Consider the following 17,548-nt stretch of genomic DNA (forward strand, 5'->3'; position numbering starts at 1 on the left):
CTCAAAAACTCATCCGCACCGCGTTTTCGGCCGCGGCTTGCAGCGAGCCAAGCAGCAACACCAAGACAGGGAACGTCAGGGCCGCTGACGCTAACGCCGTCACCATCACCGTGCCACTGGGAGACTGCAATTGCGGTGCTGGCGCCGCAAACCAGATCGAGGCCAGCAGACGCAGATAATAGGCTGCCGCCAAAACCGCAGCGATGCCGCCTACAATCGCCAACCAATAGAGGCCGCCCGCGATCGTAGCACTGAAAACGGCCAACTTGCCCATGAAGCCGGCGAACGGCGGGATACCGGCGACAGAGAAGAGCAACATCGTGAAAATGGCCGCCATCCACGGACGCTTCTTAGCGAGGCCATTAAGATCCGCGATCGTCTCGGCGGCTTCTCCATCACGGCGCATCGCAAGGATCAAAGCGAACATCCCAATCGTGGATGGCAGATAGAGCGCCAGATAAATCAACGCCGAGGACGGACCTTGATCGACGCCAGATGCGAGCCCCATGAGTGCGAAGCCCATGTTGCCGATAGACGAATACGCCATCAGCCGCTTCAGATTGGTTTGGACCAAAGCAGCGACAGAGCCCCACACCATAGAAATGGCCGCCAGCGCAGCGACAACCTGCTGCCACTGGGCGGTCATGTCGCTGAAAGGCTCGTAGAGGAGCCGCGCCATGAGTGCGACCGCCGCAACCTTCGGCGCCGCCGCGAAGAACGCCGTAATCGGCGTCGGGGCGCCTTCGTAGACATCGGGTGTCCACATATGGAAAGGCGCCGCCGACATCTTGAATCCAAGCGCGCAAAGCATCAGCACCAAGCCAAATATGAGACCAATGCCGCCCGCTCCCTCGCTGACTGCCGCTGCAATTGAATCGAACCGAATTGAACCGGTGAAGCCGTAGACGAATGATGATCCAAAGAGCAGCAAGCCTGAGGATATAGCGCTCAACACGAAATACTTGAGACCCGCCTCTGACGAACGTGCGTCATCCCGGCGCCATGCAGCCAGAACATAAGCGGCAAGCGATTGAAGCTCGACGCCGACGTATAGGCTGATCAGGTCTTGCGCCGAGACCATTACGAACATGCCGAGCGTCGCCAACGCGATCAGGACTGGGAACTCGAACCGCTGCTCCTTGGTCGTCGTAAAGGAATCGGCGCCAAGCGCGAGCGTAGCGGCGGCGGCCAATGCGATCAGAACTTTGGCAAATCCGCCAACGCCGTCGACGACCATTGCACCTTGGAAGATTTCGATCGATGCGCCGGGGCTCCAAGCTAACGCCAACAAGCCCGCGCCAATGATCGCCACGACACCGAGCGTCGAAAGAGCGGTGAAGATGCGATCCTTGAACCAAGCGCCGAGCACGGCGCCGACGAGGGCAAAAGCCGCCAGCAAGAGTTCAGGTCTGGCGAGCGGCAGGCTGTTGTTCAGATCAATCGCCGGGTTCATGGCGTGGCTCCGGCGAACTGCGCAATGATTGTCGCCGCAGAATTGGATGTGAAATCAAGAACGATGGAGGGCGCAAAACCCATCACCAGGGTTGCTATGATCAGTGGGATGAATTGCACCCATTCGCGTGCGTCGAGATCCGTGATCTTGTCGAGCTTTGGGTTCTCGATCGTGCCGAGCGCGACCTTGCGATAGAGCGTCAACGCGTAAGCAGCTGAGAAGATGACGCCAAGCGCCGCGATGGCCGCGATCCAAGCATTGGCCTGGAACGCTCCTACCATCGTCAGGATTTCGCCCGGAAAACCTGAGGTGCCAGGCAGCCCGACATTGCCCATGGTAAAGAGCAAGAAGACCGCCGCGTAGACCGGCATGCGATTTACAAGACCGCCGTAAAACGCGATCTCACGCGTATGCATGCGATCATAAACAACGCCGACACAAAGGAAGAGCGCGCCGGAGATGATGCCGTGCGACAGCATCTGGAAGATTGCGCCCTGAATCCCCTGCTCGTTGCCAGCGAAAATGCCCATGGTGACAAAGCCCATGTGCGCAACAGACGAGTACGCAATAAGCTTCTTCATATCGACTTGGCGGAACGCGATGAGCGATGCCCAAACGATTGCAATCACGCTGAGCGCAAACACCAGCGGCGTGAAGAAGTGCGATGCGTCCGGAAACATCGGTAGCGAGAAGCGCAGGAAGCCGTAGCCGCCCATCTTCAGAAGGATCGCGGCCAGCACCACCGATGCCGCTGTCGGCGCCTCAACGTGTGCATCCGGCAACCAAGTGTGGACCGGCCACATCGGCATCTTCACTGCGAACGACGCGAAGAACGCCAACCAGAGCCAAATCTGCACATCTGGCGCAAAGCCCGTCGTTTGCGCGTATTCCGTCAACGCTGGGATGTTGGAGGTGCCAGCCGTCGCGATCATAAAGATGATCGCCACAAGCATCAGCAATGAACCAAGCAAAGTGTAGAGGAAAAACTTGAACGCCGCGTAGACGCGCCGATCACCGCCCCAGACACCGATGAGGATGAACATCGGGATGAGGCCAGCTTCGAAGAAGACATAAAAAAGGATGATGTCCTGCGCACAGAAGACGCCGATCATCAGCGTCTCAAGGATCAAGAACAGCACCATATAGCTGCTGACCTGCTTCTCGATCGACCAACTCGCCAGAATGCAAATTGGTGTGAGAAAGGTCGTCAACATGACCAGCGAGATGGCGAGCGTGTCGACGCCCATAGCGTAAGATGCGCCGAACGCCCACGGCGCCGTTTCTTGCAGCTGATACGCGGCATTGCTTGGGTCGAATGCTGCAAAAGCGAATAGCGAGGCAACGAACGTCGCAATTGTAATGAGCAGCGTCAGCAGCTTTACGCCGTTGTCGTAGCCGACGTTTTCTCCGCGCGCCGAGACGCGCGCCAACAGGATCAGCAACGCGCCTGCCGCCGGCAGGAACGTCACGATTGAGAGGATCGGCCAACCGGCCACGAGCTCGCTCATCGGCCGCCTCCGATGCCTGCGAGGATCGCGTAGGCGCCGAACGCAACGGCCGCGATCAGCATGATGAAGCTATAGTGGTACACAAAGCCCGTCTGTAGACGTCGGAGGTTGCGCGAGAAGAAGTTCGAGGCCGCCGCAACGCCGTCCGGGCCGAGGCCGTCTATCAAGCGCTTGTCACCGACCTTCCAGAACAGATCTCCCAGAGCCCGCGCGCCCTTCACGAAGATGAAGTCGTAAATCTCGTCGAAGAACCATTTGTTGTAGAGGAACGACCAAACCGGTCCGCCGGCCATCGCTTTCGCCGCGCCTGGCTTCCAGAGATAGAAAATCACGGCGAAGATGAACCCTGTCACCGTCACGGTCAGCGGCGCCCAGATAACCCAGGCGGGGAATTCGTGGTGTCCGCCTTCGGCATGCGCCAGGGGCACCGTATGGTTCCAGAATTCTTCGGCGTTCGCGCCGAGGAAATAAGGTGCAAACACCGCGCCTGCTGCGATGGCGCCCGCCGCCAACACGAAGAGCGGAATCAACATCACCAAGGGGGATTCATGGGCGGGCGCCGCGCCGTCTGCCGGCTTGGAATGGGCGCCATGTCCGTGATCATCATGCGCGAGGGTATCGCCATGCGCGTGATCGTCATGATGATGCGCCTCCGGGTTGCCACGGTACTTCCCTTCGAAGGTCATGAAGGCGAGGCGCCACGAATAGAAACTCGTCAGCAAGGCCGCGGTGACACCGCACCAGAACGCAAACTGCGCACCGATGCCATGTGAGCCGTAGGCGGCCTCAATAATCGCATCCTTGGAGTAGAAGCCGGCAAAGCCGCCGAGTCCTGGAATACCGAAGCCGATCAACGCAAAGGTGCCGATGGTCATCATCGCCCAGGTGATCATCATCGGCTTACGGACGCCGCCCATGTACCGCATATCTTGCTCATGGTGCAGGCCGTGGATCACCGAGCCGGCGCCGAGGAAGAGCAGCGCCTTGAAGAAGGCGTGCGTGAACAGATGGAACATCGCCGCGTTGTAGGCGCCGACGCCAGCCGCGAAGAACATGTAGCCAAGCTGAGAGCACGTTGAGTATGCGACGACGCGTTTGATGTCGTTCTGGGCCAAACCAACAGTGGCGGCGAACAACGCCGTGGTCGCACCAATGATTGTGACGAAACCACTCGCCAGCGGCGCCATGTGATAAAGTTCGCCCGCGCGGCAAACCATGAACACACCCGCAGTCACCATCGTGGCCGCGTGGATCAACGCCGAGACCGGTGTCGGGCCCTCCATGGCGTCTGGTAGCCAGACGTGGAGGAAAAATTGCGCTGACTTGCCCATCGCGCCGATGAACAGCAGGAAGCAGATGACTTCGACCGCACTGAACTGAATCTCGCCAACGCCGAGCAACATGTTTGGATGCGCAGCGGCTTGGTGAAACACCTCGTCGAACTGGATCGAACCGTAGCAGAAGAACGCTGCCATGATCCCGAGCGCGAAGCCGAAGTCCCCGACCCGGTTCGTCACGAAGGCCTTGATCGAGGCATCGTTGGCTGAACGCTTGTGATACCAAAAACCGATCAGCAAATAGGACGCGACGCCGACGCCTTCCCAACCGAAGAAGAGCTGAAGAAAGTCGTTCGCGGTAACGAGCGCGAGCATCGAGAACGTGAAGAACGAAAGATACGAGAAGAACCGCGCACGGTGCGGATCCTCGGCCATGTATCCCCACGAATAGAGATGGACCAGGAACGAGACGGTGTTCACCACCACCAGCATGATCGCCGACAGGGTGTCGATCCGAACGCTCCAGGTGGCTTCGAACGTTCCGACATGAATGAAGCGGAAAAGCTCAACGACCTGCGCCGTGCCTTCACCCCAAACGAAATCGATGAAAATCGGCCAGGACAGCACCAGCGAAAGACCGATCGATGCTGTCGTGACGATCATGGCGATGCGATCGCCGATGTACCGTTGCAACAGCCCGGCGAAAGCGGCCGCGAACAACGGTCCAAGAACGATCAGCGGCCCAATGACCTGCAGGGCTTCAGGTGAGAAATGCACCGTCTCAGCCCCTCATCTGATTGATGTCTTCCACGGCGATATTGCCGCGATTACGAAAGTACGTGACCAAAATAGCCAATCCCACTGCAGCCTCCGCAGCGGCGACGGTCAGCACCATCATTGCAAAAACCTGGCCCTCAAGGTTTTGCAGGAACGCGGAGAAGGCGACCAAGTTAATGTTCACGGCGAGCAAAATCAGCTCGATGGACATCAGAATGATGATCACGTTCTTGGCGTTCGCAAAAATGCCGAAACAGCCGATCGTAAAGAGAGCGCCGGCAACGAACAGGTAGTGGACAAGCCCGATTTCCATTAGCCTAGCCCCTGCCCCGGACGGATGTCTTTCAATTCAACGCCCTCAGAACGCTTGCGCCCCACCTGCGCAGCAATGTCCTGCTTCTTGACTCCCGGACGATGGCGCAACGTCAGAACGATAGCGCCGATCATCGCCACGAAGAGGACGAGCCCCGCCATTTGGAAGACAAGCAGGTACTCAGTGTAGAGCACCTGACCGATTGCCTCGGCATTGGTGACTTGTGTCGGCTGCGCGTGCGCCAGTGCGATTGGGGCGCCTTGGGCTGACATTGCAGCACTGCCCACAAGCGCCAATTCCGCCATCAACGCGGCAGCGATGATGAGGCCGATCGGCATGTAGGACAAAAAGCCCTTCTTCAGCTCGGCGAAATCGACGTCGAGCATCATGACGACGAACAGGAACAGAACCGCGACCGCGCCCACGTAAACGACGACGAGCAGCATCGCGAGAAATTCGGCGCCGAGCAGCACGAACAATCCCGCCGACGTAAAGAACGTCAGGATCAAGAACAGCACCGAGTGCACGGGGTTGCGCGCGGAAATGACCGCGAATGCGGAAATCACCGCGATCACGCTCAGCACGTAGAAGGCGATCGACGCCAACATCCGTTACGCTCTCCCTATTCGAAACGGCGTTCGGCGTTTTGCCAAACAGCCCCCGAGAAAAGACGCGCCCTATCTATAAGGCGCGTCCAGCTCCAAATTCTTCGCGATCTCCCGCTCCCAGCGATCGCCGTTCGCGAGCAGACGCTCCTTGTCGTAATAAAGTTCTTCTCGCGTCTCGGTCGCGAACTCGAAGTTCGGTCCCTCGACGATCGCATCAACCGGGCAAGCCTCCTGGCAGAAACCGCAGTAAATGCACTTCACCATGTCAATATCGTACCGCGTGGTGCGGCGGCTGCCGTCTTCACGCGGCTCGGCTTCGATAGTGATCGCCTGAGCGGGGCAAATCGCCTCGCAAAGCTTGCAGGCGATGCAGCGTTCTTCGCCGTTCGCGTAGCGGCGAAGCGCATGCTCACCGCGGAACCGGGGGCTGAGTGGGCCCTTCTCGAACGGATAGTTCACTGTCGCTTTGCGCTTGAAGAAATACTTCATGCCGAGAGCAAAGCCCCCGATCATGTCGAGCATCAAAGCGCCCTTAGCGGCTTGGAGGATACGAGACATCTATTATCCTCCAGCGACTGTGCTTGTGGCGGCCGGTGCGAGGAACGCGACGTAGTAGCCAATGACCACCACAGCGACGAGCGATGTCGGGAGAAAGATCTTCCAACCCAAGCGCATCAACTGGTCGTAGCGGTAGCGTGGCACGATCGCCTTCACCATCGCGAACATGAAGAACATCATCCAGATCTTCACATAGAAGACGAGCAAGCCCGCGAACGAGGTAAGCCACGGCGGCAAGCCAAGACTTTCGATCGATCCCCATGGCAGGTGCCAGCCGCCGAGGAACAGGATTGTCGTCATGGCGCACATCATGACGATGTTGAGATACTCGCCGATCATAAACAGCAGATACGGCGTTGACGAATACTCGACCTGGTAACCAGCGACGAGTTCTGACTCCGCCTCAGGCAGATCGAACGGCGGGCGATTGGTTTCAGCGAGCGCCGACACAAAGAACATGCCCAGCATTGCAAGCATCACGACGCCGACCAGGATGTTGTTCGGAAATTCCGCGAAGTTGAACAGACGGAAGCCGTGCCACATCCAGATGCCATCGGCCTGCGCGTTCACGATCGTCGTCAGGTTCAAAGAACCCACGAGCAACAACACCGTTATCAGGATGAAGCCGATAGAGACTTCATAACTCACCATCTGCGCTGCGGAACGAAGCCCACCCAGGAACGGATATTTCGAGTTGGAGGCCCACCCGCCCATGATGATGCCGTAAACACCAAGCGAGCTAATCGCGAAGAGATAAAGGATGCCGACATTGAGGTCGGCGATCACGATATCTGGTCCCCACGGCACAACCGCCCAGCCAATGAACGCGAGGACAAACGTGAGCAACGGCGCGAGAATAAAGACAGTCTTATTCGCGCCTGCGGGAATGACGATCTCTTTAAACACGAACTTGAAGAAGTCCGCGAAGGACTGGAGCAAGCCGAACGGGCCCACGACGTTTGGACCTTTCCGTAGCTGAACGGCGGCCCAGACTTTGCGGTCGAACAGAAGCAAGAACGCCAGCGAGAGCAGCAACAAGATGCAGATGGCGAGGATCTGGCCCGTCTTCATCAGCGCCCACTCCCACTCGACGGGAAGCGCAATAAACGGAACGTAATCGGCGCTGGCGATCATTCCGCAGCCACCTTACTGGAATTGGCGCGAAGGCGTGAGCACTCAGCCATGGTTTTGGATGCGCGGGCGATCGGGTTGGTCAGGTAGAAATCGCCAATAGCGCTTCTGAAAGCCTCGCTCGAGACTTGGCCGTCAGCACCGATCGTCGCGGCATTGAAGGCGCCTGCGTCTGCCGAGCCCGGCGCGTAGTCGACATGGCCAAAACTCGGATGATCCGAGATCATTCTTTGGCGCAAAGCGGAGAGCGTGTCGTAAGGCAACGCTTTGCCCAATATCGCCGAGAGCGCGCGCAAGATGGTCCAGTCTTCCTTGGCCTCGCCCTTCGGGAACGTGGCGCGGCGGCCGTACTGAACGCGCCCCTCAGTGTTGACCCAAGTTGCGTCTTTCTCGGTGTAGGCAGCGGCAGGAAGAATGATATCGGCCCGGTGTGCGCCGGCATCGCCGTGAGTGCCTATGTAGATGATCGTCCCCGCACTCGGCAGGGCTACCTCATCGACGCCAAGAAGGATGAGCGTGTCGAGCCCGCCTTTCAGCATCTCAGTGGCGCTCATGCCGCCTTGTGCTGGCAGAAAGCCAAGGTCGAGACCCGCAACACGTGAGGCTGCGGTGTGAAGGAGATTGAACGCATTCCAACCGTCTTTGCTGACGCCGGCGGCGATCTTGCCCGCAGCGCGCAACACGGCCGCGCCGTCCGCACGTGCGAGAGCTGCGGCGCCAACAACAACCATTGGCCGCTGTGCATTTTTGAGTTTGTCGCCGAAGGCGCCCAAATTCGAGAGCGACTGGGGTCCTGCGCCGATGTGGACGTACTTGTAGGTGAGATCAGCCGCCTCGCCGACGACACCGATCTCCGCGCCACGCAACCAAGCTTTGCGTAGACGCGCATTGAGCACGGGCGCCTCGATACGTGGATTGGCGCCGACCAGCAGGATCGCATCTGCTTCGTCGATGCCGGCGATCGTCGAGTTGAAGAGGTATTCCTGACGAGCGCCGCCGCCAATCTGCGCGCCGTCCGCGCGGCAGTCGGTATTGGGTGAGCCAAGCGAACGGAGAAGGTCGAGCGTCGCCTTCATGCTTTCGGCGCAGGCAAGGTCGCCAGCGATGGCGCCGATCTTCGAACCGTCACGTTTCAGTGCGTAAGCAGCGGTCTCAAGCGCCTCCTGCCAAGTGGCAGGGCGAAGCTTGCCGTTTTCACGGATGTAGGGGCGGTCGAGGCGTTGGCGGCTCAGCCCATCTTCAGCGTACCGCGTCTTATCGGAGATCCACTCCTCGTTGATCTCTTCATTGACGCGCGGCAGCACGCGGAGAACCGCATCGCCACGCACGTCGACGCGAATGTTTGAACCCAATGCATCCATGACGTCGATGGTCTCGGTCTTGGTAAGCTCCCAAGGGCGGGCATTGAAAGCGTATGGCTTGGACGTAAGTGCGCCAACGGGGCAAAGATCAATGACGTTGGCTGAGAGCTCGCTTGAGAGCGAAGCTTCCAGATAAGTGGTGATTTCCATGTCTTCGCCACGGCCGGTCGCGCCCAGTTCCGGGACGCCGGCAACCTCTGTTGCGAAGCGGACGCAACGCGTGCACTGAATGCATCGCGTCATAACCGTCTTAACCAACGGACCCATGAACTTTTCTTCGACAGCGCGCTTGTTCTCATCGAACCGCGAACCGCCTCGTCCGTAGGCAACGGATTGGTCTTGCAAATCGCACTCGCCGCCCTGGTCGCAGATTGGACAATCGAGCGGGTGATTGATCAGCAAGAACTCCATCACCCCTTTGCGCGCACGCTCCACGGTCGCGCTCTTAGTGACGAGTTCATTGAGCATTTCATCGCGCGGCGGCGGCAGGTCTTTCACTTGCTGCGCGCAGGAAGCGACCGGCTTTGGGCCAGACTTGCCCCCGACCTTCACCTCGATCAGGCACATGCGGCAATTGCCGGCGATCGATAGCCGTTCGTGATAACAAAAACGCGGAATCTCTGCGCCGGCGGCTTCGCACGCCTGCAGCAACGTAAGTTCCGGAGGAACGTCGACTTCTACGCCGTCGACGAGGATTTTCGTCATGAGTCTGACCGCTTTCGCGGGAGCGAATGACCCATTTATTGCGTCGCTGCAAGTGGGCGAAAGGGCCGCTGCGTCAATCGCTTGGAGTAGAGGGCTTCGCAGATATCGATGGGTCCGAAACGATCTCTCCAAGGAGCCAGGCGGCGCTTCACGGTAACGGTGTAAGCCCCTGACATTAAATGTAATTTGTCGGAACGGCACGGGGCTGGGGTTGTTGTCGATGCAAGGGCGGACAGCAACGGAGCTTACCTATGGCGAATAACACTCAACAACCGGGCCAAGATCAACAGCGCCAAGCGCAGCCAAGCCGTCAAAATCCAGGTCGCGAAGACATGGAACGGCCAGAGCGCGAAGAAGACCGTATCGAGCGCGAACGTCGTGAACGCGACAAGCGGCCCCAATAGGCCAACGTGGCAGACAACGGAGCGGCGAGCGTCGCTCCGTTCGCCTATGGGGTCAGCCGCATTTTGAAGAACACGATAATCTCGTCCACCTTCGCGCGCGTAAGCGAGCCAGCTTCGTCGATGAGATGAGTTGTCACGACGCTGTGAGGATTGGCGTTGAATGTGCCGGGCTTAGCCGCGCTGTCTGGCAGCACTTCCCCCTCAAACCTCGAACCGAGCGCGCGGCTAAGCGCCTCGAAGCGCGCAGCCTTGCAGTGCTTGTCGCCGGCGAAACGATAGCCGCGGAGCGTTAGGTCCTCGCGCTCCATCCGCTCGCGAACGATGGCAATATCCTGTGGCGATGCATGCATCCCTGCGGGGTCGTTCACCGGCACCGAGGGCTGACAGAGCACGGGCGCTCGCACTGCGGACTCCACCATCATCGAAAGCGCAAAATTGCCAGTGAGGCACATGCCGAGCGCGCCGACGCCCTTCCCGCCGCATTCACTGTGCACGACAGCGGCGAGCTGCTTTAGCCAATCGACGACAGGGCTGTGTTCATCAGCGGAGTTCAGAATTTTGAACTCGCGCGCGATGCAGAGCACGCGGAAGATCGAGGCGTTGGTGTAGCCCTTGCTGTTCGGCTTGCCCGGTTTGCCGAAGAGCGAGGGCAGGTAAACCGTGAAGCCAGCGTCGCGCACCCAACGGGCAAAGCGCGCCACTTCAGGCGTGATGCCAGGGATTTCGTGGATAATAATGACACCGGGACCAATGCCCGCGACGTAGACTTTTCGCTTCAAGCCGTTGAACGTGACCTCGCGGCGCTTGAAGTCTTCAAGCTTGTCCCACGTTTCGATGACGCCCTTGGCCATACGCTCAAACCTTTGTCAGCGCGCCCTCGCCCACGACCGTGATCCATTCGCACACGCGCCACTTAGCGACAACGCCCTGCCCGACGTACGGGTCAGCGCGCGCGAAATCCTCGGCAATTTGCGGCGTCTCAGATTTAAACAACAGCAAGCCAAACGCCGGATCGCCACTCGGGACCGCGCCGCCAAGTTGGAGTTCACCGCGCGCCACAGACGCACGTGCAAGTTCAAGATGCGCCGGACGAACAGCACCGCGTTTGTCCATCCAATCGGCGGCGTAGTCGTATATCAACAAGAAGTGCTTCATTACTCAGCCGCCACCGCACGAACTTGATGGACGCCCTTCGCAGCGCGGTAGCGGTCAATGCGTTGTTCGATCTCGCCGCGGAAGCAGCGGATCAGACCTTGGATCGGCCACGCCGCAGCGTCACCCAACGCGCAGATCGTGTGGCCCTCGACTTGGCCGGCCACATCGAGCAGCAAATCGATCTCACTGTGATCGGCCTCGCCCTTCGCCATGCGCTCCAGCACGCGCCACATCCATCCCGTGCCTTCCCGGCACGGCGTGCACTGGCCGCAGCTCTCGTGCTTGTAGAAATACGCGATGCGCGCGATGGCGCGGATCATATCCGTCGACTGGTCCATAACGATGACGGCTGCCGTGCCGAGGCCAGAGCGATGCGGCGCGGCCATCAGCGAGTCGAAATCCATCAGCATGTTTTCGGACTCTTCGGCCGTGATCATACGCACCGAAGAACCACCCGGGATCACCGCTTTAAGATTGCCCCAACCGCCGCGAACACCGCCGGCGTGTCCTTCGATGAGCTGCTTCAGCGGAATGCTCATCGCTTCTTCGATATTGCATGGCTTGTTCACGTGGCCCGAAACGCAAAACACCTTCGTGCCGGTGTTGTTCGGACGGCCAATTCCAGCAAACCATTTAGCGCCGCGACGCAGAATGGTGGGCGCAACCGCAATCGATTCAACATTGTTCACAGTCGTCGGACAGCCGTAGAGACCAACGTTCGCCGGGAATGGCGGTTTCAGGCGGGGCTGACCCTTCTTGCCTTCAAGGCTCTCAAGCAAGGCAGTTTCTTCGCCGCAAATGTACGCACCAGCTCCGTGGTGCATGTAGATGTCGAAGTCCCAGCCGTGGACATTATTCTTGCCTACAAGCTTTGCTTCGTAAGCTTCCTTGATCGCGCGCTCCATCGCCTCGCGTTCGGCTACGTACTCACCGCGCACATAGATGTAGCAGGCGTGCGCCTGCATAGCGAAAGAGGCCACCAGGCAGCCTTCGATCAGCAGATGCGGATCGTGGCGCATGATATCGCGGTCTTTGCAGGTGCCCGGCTCGGACTCGTCTGCGTTCACGACGAGATAGTGGGGACGGTCCTTCACTTCCTTCGGCATGAAGGACCACTTCAGGCCGGTTGGGAAACCGGCGCCGCCGCGACCACGCAGGCCCGACTCTTTGATGTTGGCGATGATCCAGTCGCGACCAGCGTCAATCATATCCTTGGTGCCATTCCAGGCGCCGCGCTTCTTCGCGTTCTCCAAGTCAGCGCCGCGGGCGCCATAGAGGTTCAAGAAGATGCGATCTTTATCAGCGAGCATTGTCTATCTCTTGCCCAACATCATGAAGAGCCGAAGCCCAAACCAAAGCGCTCCAATCGCCGGGGCGAGCACATAACCGCTGAAAAGCGGATGCCCGACGGCGGAGTGCATGTAAATCGCCACGCCAATCAACACCGCGGTGATAACGGCATAAATGTAGAGCGTGCCGCGCTGGACGGTGCGCCCAAACGGGTTCGGGTCGAACGGCAAACGGCTCCGAACCTGCGGGAGCGGCGCACGCGGCGGAGGCGTCTCAGCGTCGCTCATCTGGCCTCGTGAAAGCGCCTGCTTGCGCGAGCAGCAACGGGAACGCCAAAGACCCAATAATGAAGGCGCCGATGAACCAAACCATCTCGCCTGTCGCGAACCAGAGCGCCCCGCCAACGGTCAACATGATCGCGTCGACAATCATGCCCTTCGTCAAGGCAGCCGTGATTTCGGGGCGCGCTTGCTCTTTGGACATCAGACCTTCTCCGGCAACCCCGGAAGCTTCAAAGGCTGAGCCAATGAGCCGTCATAGAGCGAGGGATCGCTAAGAATCTTTGAACCACCATCCGGCGCAGAAGTCTGGCGCTTGATCGCCGAGCCCGGTTCTACCGGCTCGCCGCGCGCGAGCTTGTCCATGAGCGCTTCGAACGCCTCCGGCGTCAGGTCTTCATGGTAATAGTCATGGATGGCGACAATGGGGGCGTTCACGCAGGCGCCCATGCATTCCATTTCTTCCCATGAGAACATGCCATCTTCGGTGACGTGGTGCGCTGGCCCAATGCGGCGCTTGCATACGGCCTTCAACTCTTCGGAACCGCGCAACATGCAGGGCGTGGTTCCGCAGACTTGGAGGTGATGCTTACCAACCGGCTGCAGGTGGAACATCGTATAGAAGGTCGCGACTTCGAGAACCCGGATCGTCGCCATTTCGAGCAGTTCGGCGATCGTGCGGATTGCGGGTTCACTGACCCAGCCCTCTTGCTTCTGCACCAGCCACAAAATCGGGATCACGGCCGATTGCTTCCGCTCCGGCGGATACTTTGCCATCCACCAGCGCACCTGCTCCATGGTGTCTGAGGAGAACGCGAAATTGTCTGGCTGCTCTGCTGCGAGGCGACGAACGCTCATTGTGCTCTCACTGAATGAAATCGACGCGGACGATCTGATCGCCCCTAGTCGTGTAAATGACGACCGCCTCGAAGAACGGCCCTTCCGGCGAACGCTCGCCTTTTTCATGATCAACCACGACATCGCCGTATGCGATGCGGCTGACAGACCAGGCCCTGTTCTTCGGATACTCCGCCCAACTCTTACTATAGCGCGCGCGGATCGCCGCTTTGCCGGACTGCAACGTTTCACCACCATAGAGCGCGATCACGCAATCGTCGGCATAGGTCGCGCAAAACGCCTCGATGTCTTGTGCGTTATAGGCATCAAACTGACGCTGAACGACGTCTACGGCGCTCATGACGCACCGCCCATGCGCTCAAGTGCGAGTTGAAGACGCGTACGCGCAAGATCTCGCAACAACGGCCCGGTCACCGGCAGCATGCGTAAAATCACGACAGCGACGACGCCGGCCGCCACCGCAAGAAATACCTCGAACATCGGCCAAATGGGAGCGCCCAGAAGAAAGATAAGCACCACCGGAATCGGGATCATGAAGCCGGCCGCCTGGATGATAAGCGCTGTGAGATAGCGCCGATCTCCGCCCGGATAACGTGCGCGAACCTTCGGCCGCAGAAGGTACGTCGCGCCGACCGCGAGAGCGATTGCAATGAGAACCCAAAGGCCCATCTGAACTAGCAGCGATTCTGCAGAGATCACGTTCATGCGGCGGCTCTCCGCCCCTCGATCTCATCGAGTTTAGCTAAGGCCTTGTTGGCGTCATCACGTGACTTGAGCAGAGATGCGCGACGATAGGCTCGCAGATAGGTTGAAAGCACAGGCATCTTCAACAACGCGCCGCGCCGGATGATCACCAACATCAAAAATGCCGGCACAAACGAAAGCGACGACATCGCCGGAGACAAGCCTGGATCGAAGCCGCGAAAATCCATGTAACCCATGCGCAGTGGCACGACCACGAAGCCGACCAAGAGCCCAATCGAAAGGCCTTGGATGGCAGCGCCGATGCGCACCCGCGTCGGGTGGTGTTCAACCTGCTCGGGCTTAAAGGCGAAAAACGCATGGACCACGAAGGCGAGCGTGAACACGAGAGCCACAAGACCCTCGATCCAAAGCATGAGCGGAGCATGCTCGGGGTTCACCGATCAATTTCTCCGAACACGATGTCGAGCGAACCCAGCACGGCGCTGACATCCGCAAGCATGTGCCCCCTGCAAAGATAGTCCATCGCCGCGAGATGAGGGAAGCCAGGCGCGCGGATCTTGAGCCGGTACGGCTTGTTGGTGCCGTCGGCGACGAGATAGACGCCGAACTCGCCCTTGGGCGCTTCGACCGCAGCATAAGCCTCACCGGCGGGCACGTGAAAACCTTCGGTGTAAAGTTTGAAGTGATGGATCAATGCTTCCATCGATTGCTTCATCTCGCCACGACGCGGCGGAGCGAACTTAGATTTCTCCGGTAATATCGGCCCGGGCGTCGATTTCAGAAGACGCACGCACTGCTGCATGATCTTCGTCGACTCATACATTTCCTCGACCCGGCAAAGGTAGCGATCGTAGCAATCGCCGTTCTTGCCCAGTGGAATTTTGAAATCGAGTTCGTTGTAGATTTCGTACGGCTGCGAGCGGCGCAAATCCCAGGCCATGCCTGAGCCGCGCACCATCACGCCTGAAAAGCCCCACTTCAGCGCGTCTTCGCGCGTGACGACGCCAATATCGACGTTGCGCTGCTTGAAGATGCGATTGTTCGTAAGCAGGCCCTCGATATCGCGAACCTTTTGCGGGAATTGCTCACACCACTCGCCGATGTCGTCGATGAGTTGCGGCGTCAGATCCTGGTGCACGCCGCCCGGGCGCACGTAGTTGGCGTGCATGCGCGAGCCCGAGGCGCGCTCATAGAACACCATCAGCTTTTCGCGCTCTTCAAAGCCCCAAAGCGGCGGCGTCAACGCGCCGACGTCCATCGCTTGCGTGGTGACGTTGAGTAGGTGATTCAGGATGCGGCCAATTTCGCTGTAGAGCACGCGAATGATCTGCGCACGGCGGGGCACTTCGATGCCGGCGAGCTTTTCGATCGCCAGGCAGAAAGCGTGCTCCTGGTTCATCGGCGCAACGTAATCTAGACGATCGAAATACGGGATCGCCTGCAGATACGTCTTATACTCGATCAGCTTTTCGGTCCCGCGATGCAGCAAGCCGATGTGCGGATCGACACGCTCGACCACTTCGCCATCAAGCTCAAGGACAAGGCGCAACACGCCGTGCGCGGCCGGGTGTTGCGGGCCGAAATTGATCGTAAACGTGCGCTTTTCTTCAGTGGGCGCATTGGAGAGATCGTCAGCCATTGGCCTTCTCATCACCTGGAAGAGTCATGCCTTCCCAGGGGCTCAGGAAGTCGAAATTGCGAAACGCTTGAGTGAGCTTCACGGGCTCGTAGATCACGCGTTGCTGCTCGGCATCGTAGCGAACCTCGACATGCCCCGAGAGCGGAAAGTCTTTGCGCAGCGGATAACCCTGGAAACCGTAGTCCGTCAGCAGACGGCGAAGGTCAGGATGATTGCTGAACAATATCCCATACATGTCGAACGCCTCTCGCTCGAACCAATCGGCGCAAGGGAAAATGTTCGCGATGCTTGGCACCGGCGTTTCTTCGTCGGTTTCAATTTTGATCCTAATGCGCTGATTTAAGTGCATCGAAAGCAAGTGATAAACGACGTCAAAGCGCCTCGCACGCTCCGGGAAGTCCACGCCGCAGATATCGACGAGCGTGGAAAAGCGGCCACGCGGGTCATCACGAAGAAACGTAATGATGGCGCCGATCTGTTCGGCCTTTGCCGTAATCGTGAGCTCGCCAAAAGCGACATGCACGCCGTCGATGGCGCTGGTCATCGAGGACTTTACATGCGCACCTAGGTCTTCGAGGCTCTGAGTCATCGAATGATGTTCCCTTCGCGACGAATTTTGCGCTGCAATTGAAGGATACCGTAAACGAGCGCCTCGGCTGTCGGCGGGCAGCCCGGCACGTAGACGTCGACCGGCACGACACGATCGCAACCGCGCACAACGGCATAGCTATAGTGATAGTAACCGCCACCGTTCGCGCACGATCCCATCGAGATCACGTAACGAGGGTTCGGCATCTGGTCGTAAACTTTGCGGAGCGCTGGCGCCATTTTATTGGTCAACGTACCGGCGACGATCATGACGTCCGATTGGCGCGGGCTGGCGCGCGGTGCAAAGCCAAAGCGTTCAACGTCATAACGCGGCATCGACGCCTGCATCATCTCGACCGCGCAACACGCGAGGCCGAATGTCATCCACATCAGCGAGCCGGTGCGCGCCCAGGTGACGAGATCGTCAGCCGCGGCGACCAAAAAACCTTTGTCGGCAAGCTGGTTCGACAATCCGGTATAAAACGGATCGTCTTCCCTGACGGGGTAAGCGCCGTCAACGCCCGCGCGCGCAGCGGCGCCTGCTGGAGTGCTCACTCCCATTCGAGTGCGCCTTTCTTCCATTCGTAAATAAAGCCGACCGTCAGCACGCCAAGGAAGCCCATCATTGACCAGAATGCGAACTGGCCAACTTCAGTGGGCATGTCGCCAAGCGTAATCGCCCAGGGAAACAAGAACGCAACTTCCAGGTCGAAAATAATAAAGAGGATAGAGACGAGATAGAAGCGCACATCGAATTTCATGCGCGCATCGTCGAACGCATTAAATCCGCATTCGTAAGCCGATACTTTCTCCTTGTCCGGTGACTTGGGCGCGATGACCCAAGCCGCGATCAGGAAGCCGGCGCCGAGCACAATCGCCACCGCTAAGAAGATGAGAATTGGCGCGTAATCTAGGAGGTCGAGGCCCATGAACTCACCTA

22 protein-coding genes are annotated in these 17,548 nt (G+C 58.9%); 1 reads left to right on the top strand and 21 read right to left on the bottom strand.

The genetic code is table 11. The features are described 5' to 3' along the window. Position 1: 1 nt before the first annotated feature. The 8 genes from nuoN to nuoG form a co-directional block, all read right to left on the bottom strand. Positions 2–1,453, bottom strand: a complete 1,452-nt coding sequence (gene nuoN / locus ATE48_RS00840; protein WP_066766867.1) for an NADH-quinone oxidoreductase subunit NuoN — start codon at positions 1,451–1,453, stop codon at positions 2–4. Next, positions 1,450–2,961 (bottom strand): NADH-quinone oxidoreductase subunit M, encoded by a 1,512-nt coding sequence (locus ATE48_RS00845; protein ID WP_066766874.1) that lies wholly within the window; start codon positions 2,959–2,961, stop codon positions 1,450–1,452. The genes nuoN and ATE48_RS00845 overlap by 4 nt, the downstream gene beginning before the upstream one ends. Then, a complete protein-coding gene (gene nuoL, locus ATE48_RS00850; RefSeq protein ID WP_066774455.1) occupies positions 2,958–4,994 on the bottom strand; it encodes an NADH-quinone oxidoreductase subunit L in 2,037 nt (678 codons plus the stop codon). Before nuoL ends, ATE48_RS00845 begins: the two co-directional genes overlap by 4 nt. 25 nt (positions 4,995–5,019) lie before the next feature. Beyond that, positions 5,020–5,328, bottom strand: coding sequence for an NADH-quinone oxidoreductase subunit NuoK (gene nuoK / locus ATE48_RS00855; RefSeq protein ID WP_066766876.1), 309 nt, complete (start codon positions 5,326–5,328; stop codon positions 5,020–5,022). Next, positions 5,328–5,936 carry an NADH-quinone oxidoreductase subunit J gene (locus ATE48_RS00860; protein WP_066766881.1) on the bottom strand — a complete coding sequence of 203 codons (609 nt, stop codon included), beginning with the start codon at positions 5,934–5,936 and terminating at the stop codon, positions 5,328–5,330. The genes nuoK and ATE48_RS00860 overlap by 1 nt, the downstream gene beginning before the upstream one ends. A gap of 69 nt (positions 5,937–6,005) precedes the next feature. Next, a complete protein-coding gene (gene nuoI / locus ATE48_RS00865; protein ID WP_066766883.1) occupies positions 6,006–6,494 on the bottom strand; it encodes an NADH-quinone oxidoreductase subunit NuoI in 489 nt (162 codons plus the stop codon). 3 nt (positions 6,495–6,497) lie between these two features. Further along, the gene (gene nuoH, locus ATE48_RS00870; RefSeq protein ID WP_066766886.1) at positions 6,498–7,628 is read right to left on the bottom strand and encodes an NADH-quinone oxidoreductase subunit NuoH; all 1,131 of its coding nucleotides are present in this window, start codon (positions 7,626–7,628) and stop codon (positions 6,498–6,500) included. Beyond that, positions 7,625–9,691: an NADH-quinone oxidoreductase subunit NuoG gene (nuoG, locus tag ATE48_RS00875; protein WP_066766889.1), complete on the bottom strand. Its 2,067-nt coding sequence runs from the start codon at positions 9,689–9,691 to the stop codon at positions 7,625–7,627. The genes nuoH and nuoG overlap by 4 nt, the downstream gene beginning before the upstream one ends. A 251-nt stretch (positions 9,692–9,942) precedes the next feature. On the opposite strand from nuoG, the gene ATE48_RS19595 reads away from it, so the two are divergent. Further along, complete coding sequence (locus ATE48_RS19595) at positions 9,943–10,095, top strand: hypothetical protein (RefSeq protein ID WP_156767538.1); 153 nt, start codon at positions 9,943–9,945, stop codon at positions 10,093–10,095. Positions 10,096–10,139: 44 nt separating this feature from the next. Here ATE48_RS19595 and ATE48_RS00880 read toward each other — a convergent pair whose 3' ends face one another. From ATE48_RS00880 to ATE48_RS00940, 13 genes are read right to left on the bottom strand one after another with little or no spacing between them, the layout of a single operon-like run. After that, a complete protein-coding gene (locus tag ATE48_RS00880) occupies positions 10,140–10,946 on the bottom strand; it encodes a dienelactone hydrolase family protein (RefSeq protein WP_066766892.1) in 807 nt (268 codons plus the stop codon). Between the two features lie 4 nt (positions 10,947–10,950). Further along, complete coding sequence (locus tag ATE48_RS00885) at positions 10,951–11,250, bottom strand: YciI-like protein (protein ID WP_066766895.1); 300 nt, start codon at positions 11,248–11,250, stop codon at positions 10,951–10,953. Then, on the bottom strand, positions 11,250–12,560 hold the full coding sequence (gene nuoF / locus ATE48_RS00890) for an NADH-quinone oxidoreductase subunit NuoF (RefSeq protein ID WP_066766898.1): 1,311 nt from the start codon (positions 12,558–12,560) through the stop codon (positions 11,250–11,252). Before nuoF ends, ATE48_RS00885 begins: the two co-directional genes overlap by 1 nt. Positions 12,561–12,563: 3 nt before the next feature. Then, positions 12,564–12,827, bottom strand: a complete 264-nt coding sequence (locus ATE48_RS00895; protein WP_066766900.1) for a hypothetical protein — start codon at positions 12,825–12,827, stop codon at positions 12,564–12,566. Next, positions 12,814–13,023 carry a hypothetical protein gene (locus ATE48_RS00900; RefSeq protein ID WP_066766902.1) on the bottom strand — a complete coding sequence of 70 codons (210 nt, stop codon included), beginning with the start codon at positions 13,021–13,023 and terminating at the stop codon, positions 12,814–12,816. The genes ATE48_RS00895 and ATE48_RS00900 overlap by 14 nt, the downstream gene beginning before the upstream one ends. Further along, the gene (nuoE, locus tag ATE48_RS00905) at positions 13,023–13,676 is read right to left on the bottom strand and encodes an NADH-quinone oxidoreductase subunit NuoE (RefSeq protein ID WP_066766904.1); all 654 of its coding nucleotides are present in this window, start codon (positions 13,674–13,676) and stop codon (positions 13,023–13,025) included. The genes ATE48_RS00900 and nuoE overlap by 1 nt, the downstream gene beginning before the upstream one ends. Positions 13,677–13,683: 7 nt before the next feature. Next, complete coding sequence (locus ATE48_RS00910; protein ID WP_066766906.1) at positions 13,684–14,016, bottom strand: nuclear transport factor 2 family protein; 333 nt, start codon at positions 14,014–14,016, stop codon at positions 13,684–13,686. Continuing rightward, complete coding sequence (locus ATE48_RS00915; protein ID WP_066766910.1) at positions 14,013–14,381, bottom strand: hypothetical protein; 369 nt, start codon at positions 14,379–14,381, stop codon at positions 14,013–14,015. The genes ATE48_RS00910 and ATE48_RS00915 overlap by 4 nt, the downstream gene beginning before the upstream one ends. Continuing rightward, positions 14,378–14,794 carry a hypothetical protein gene (locus tag ATE48_RS00920; protein ID WP_066766911.1) on the bottom strand — a complete coding sequence of 139 codons (417 nt, stop codon included), beginning with the start codon at positions 14,792–14,794 and terminating at the stop codon, positions 14,378–14,380. Before ATE48_RS00920 ends, ATE48_RS00915 begins: the two co-directional genes overlap by 4 nt. Positions 14,795–14,814: 20 nt before the next feature. Further along, on the bottom strand, positions 14,815–16,020 hold the full coding sequence (locus ATE48_RS00925; protein WP_156767539.1) for an NADH-quinone oxidoreductase subunit D: 1,206 nt from the start codon (positions 16,018–16,020) through the stop codon (positions 14,815–14,817). Next, positions 16,013–16,609 (bottom strand): NADH-quinone oxidoreductase subunit C, encoded by a 597-nt coding sequence (locus ATE48_RS00930; RefSeq protein ID WP_066766918.1) that lies wholly within the window; start codon positions 16,607–16,609, stop codon positions 16,013–16,015. The genes ATE48_RS00925 and ATE48_RS00930 overlap by 8 nt, the downstream gene beginning before the upstream one ends. After that, positions 16,606–17,190: a NuoB/complex I 20 kDa subunit family protein gene (locus ATE48_RS00935; protein WP_066766926.1), complete on the bottom strand. Its 585-nt coding sequence runs from the start codon at positions 17,188–17,190 to the stop codon at positions 16,606–16,608. Before ATE48_RS00935 ends, ATE48_RS00930 begins: the two co-directional genes overlap by 4 nt. Beyond that, positions 17,160–17,537, bottom strand: coding sequence for an NADH-quinone oxidoreductase subunit A (locus ATE48_RS00940; RefSeq protein ID WP_066766929.1), 378 nt, complete (start codon positions 17,535–17,537; stop codon positions 17,160–17,162). Before ATE48_RS00940 ends, ATE48_RS00935 begins: the two co-directional genes overlap by 31 nt. Between the last annotated feature and the right edge of the window lie 11 nt (positions 17,538–17,548).

The sequence above is a fragment of the Candidatus Viadribacter manganicus genome (assembly GCF_001679665.1).
GTDB classification, from domain to species: domain Bacteria; phylum Pseudomonadota; class Alphaproteobacteria; order Caulobacterales; family Aquidulcibacteraceae; genus Vitreimonas; species Vitreimonas manganica.

What these genes read in the sequence shown, in the direction of transcription:
- nuoI (WP_066766883.1), bottom strand. Translation starts at nt 6,494, where the DNA reads ATGTCTCGTATCCTCCAAGCCGCTAAGGGCGCTTTGATGCTCGACATG.
- ATE48_RS00925 (WP_156767539.1), bottom strand. Translation starts at nt 16,020, where the DNA reads ATGGCTGACGATCTCTCCAATGCGCCCACTGAAGAAAAGCGCACGTTT.
- ATE48_RS00940 (WP_066766929.1), bottom strand. Translation starts at nt 17,537, where the DNA reads ATGGGCCTCGACCTCCTAGATTACGCGCCAATTCTCATCTTCTTAGCG.
- nuoN (WP_066766867.1), bottom strand. Translation starts at nt 1,453, where the DNA reads ATGAACCCGGCGATTGATCTGAACAACAGCCTGCCGCTCGCCAGACCT.
- ATE48_RS00845 (WP_066766874.1), bottom strand. Translation starts at nt 2,961, where the DNA reads ATGAGCGAGCTCGTGGCCGGTTGGCCGATCCTCTCAATCGTGACGTTC.
- nuoE (WP_066766904.1), bottom strand. Translation starts at nt 13,676, where the DNA reads ATGAGCGTTCGTCGCCTCGCAGCAGAGCAGCCAGACAATTTCGCGTTC.
- ATE48_RS00915 (WP_066766910.1), bottom strand. Translation starts at nt 14,381, where the DNA reads ATGAACGTGATCTCTGCAGAATCGCTGCTAGTTCAGATGGGCCTTTGG.
- nuoG (WP_066766889.1), bottom strand. Translation starts at nt 9,691, where the DNA reads ATGACGAAAATCCTCGTCGACGGCGTAGAAGTCGACGTTCCTCCGGAA.
- ATE48_RS00935 (WP_066766926.1), bottom strand. Translation starts at nt 17,190, where the DNA reads ATGGAAGAAAGGCGCACTCGAATGGGAGTGAGCACTCCAGCAGGCGCC.
- ATE48_RS00910 (WP_066766906.1), bottom strand. Translation starts at nt 14,016, where the DNA reads ATGAGCGCCGTAGACGTCGTTCAGCGTCAGTTTGATGCCTATAACGCA.
- nuoK (WP_066766876.1), bottom strand. Translation starts at nt 5,328, where the DNA reads ATGGAAATCGGGCTTGTCCACTACCTGTTCGTTGCCGGCGCTCTCTTT.
- ATE48_RS00920 (WP_066766911.1), bottom strand. Translation starts at nt 14,794, where the DNA reads ATGCTTTGGATCGAGGGTCTTGTGGCTCTCGTGTTCACGCTCGCCTTC.
- ATE48_RS00895 (WP_066766900.1), bottom strand. Translation starts at nt 12,827, where the DNA reads ATGAGCGACGCTGAGACGCCTCCGCCGCGTGCGCCGCTCCCGCAGGTT.
- nuoF (WP_066766898.1), bottom strand. Translation starts at nt 12,560, where the DNA reads ATGCTCGCTGATAAAGATCGCATCTTCTTGAACCTCTATGGCGCCCGC.
- ATE48_RS00860 (WP_066766881.1), bottom strand. Translation starts at nt 5,936, where the DNA reads ATGTTGGCGTCGATCGCCTTCTACGTGCTGAGCGTGATCGCGGTGATT.
- ATE48_RS00885 (WP_066766895.1), bottom strand. Translation starts at nt 11,250, where the DNA reads ATGAAGCACTTCTTGTTGATATACGACTACGCCGCCGATTGGATGGAC.
- ATE48_RS00900 (WP_066766902.1), bottom strand. Translation starts at nt 13,023, where the DNA reads ATGTCCAAAGAGCAAGCGCGCCCCGAAATCACGGCTGCCTTGACGAAG.
- ATE48_RS19595 (WP_156767538.1), top strand. Translation starts at nt 9,943, where the DNA reads ATGGCGAATAACACTCAACAACCGGGCCAAGATCAACAGCGCCAAGCG.
- ATE48_RS00880 (WP_066766892.1), bottom strand. Translation starts at nt 10,946, where the DNA reads ATGGCCAAGGGCGTCATCGAAACGTGGGACAAGCTTGAAGACTTCAAG.
- nuoH (WP_066766886.1), bottom strand. Translation starts at nt 7,628, where the DNA reads ATGATCGCCAGCGCCGATTACGTTCCGTTTATTGCGCTTCCCGTCGAG.
- ATE48_RS00930 (WP_066766918.1), bottom strand. Translation starts at nt 16,609, where the DNA reads ATGACTCAGAGCCTCGAAGACCTAGGTGCGCATGTAAAGTCCTCGATG.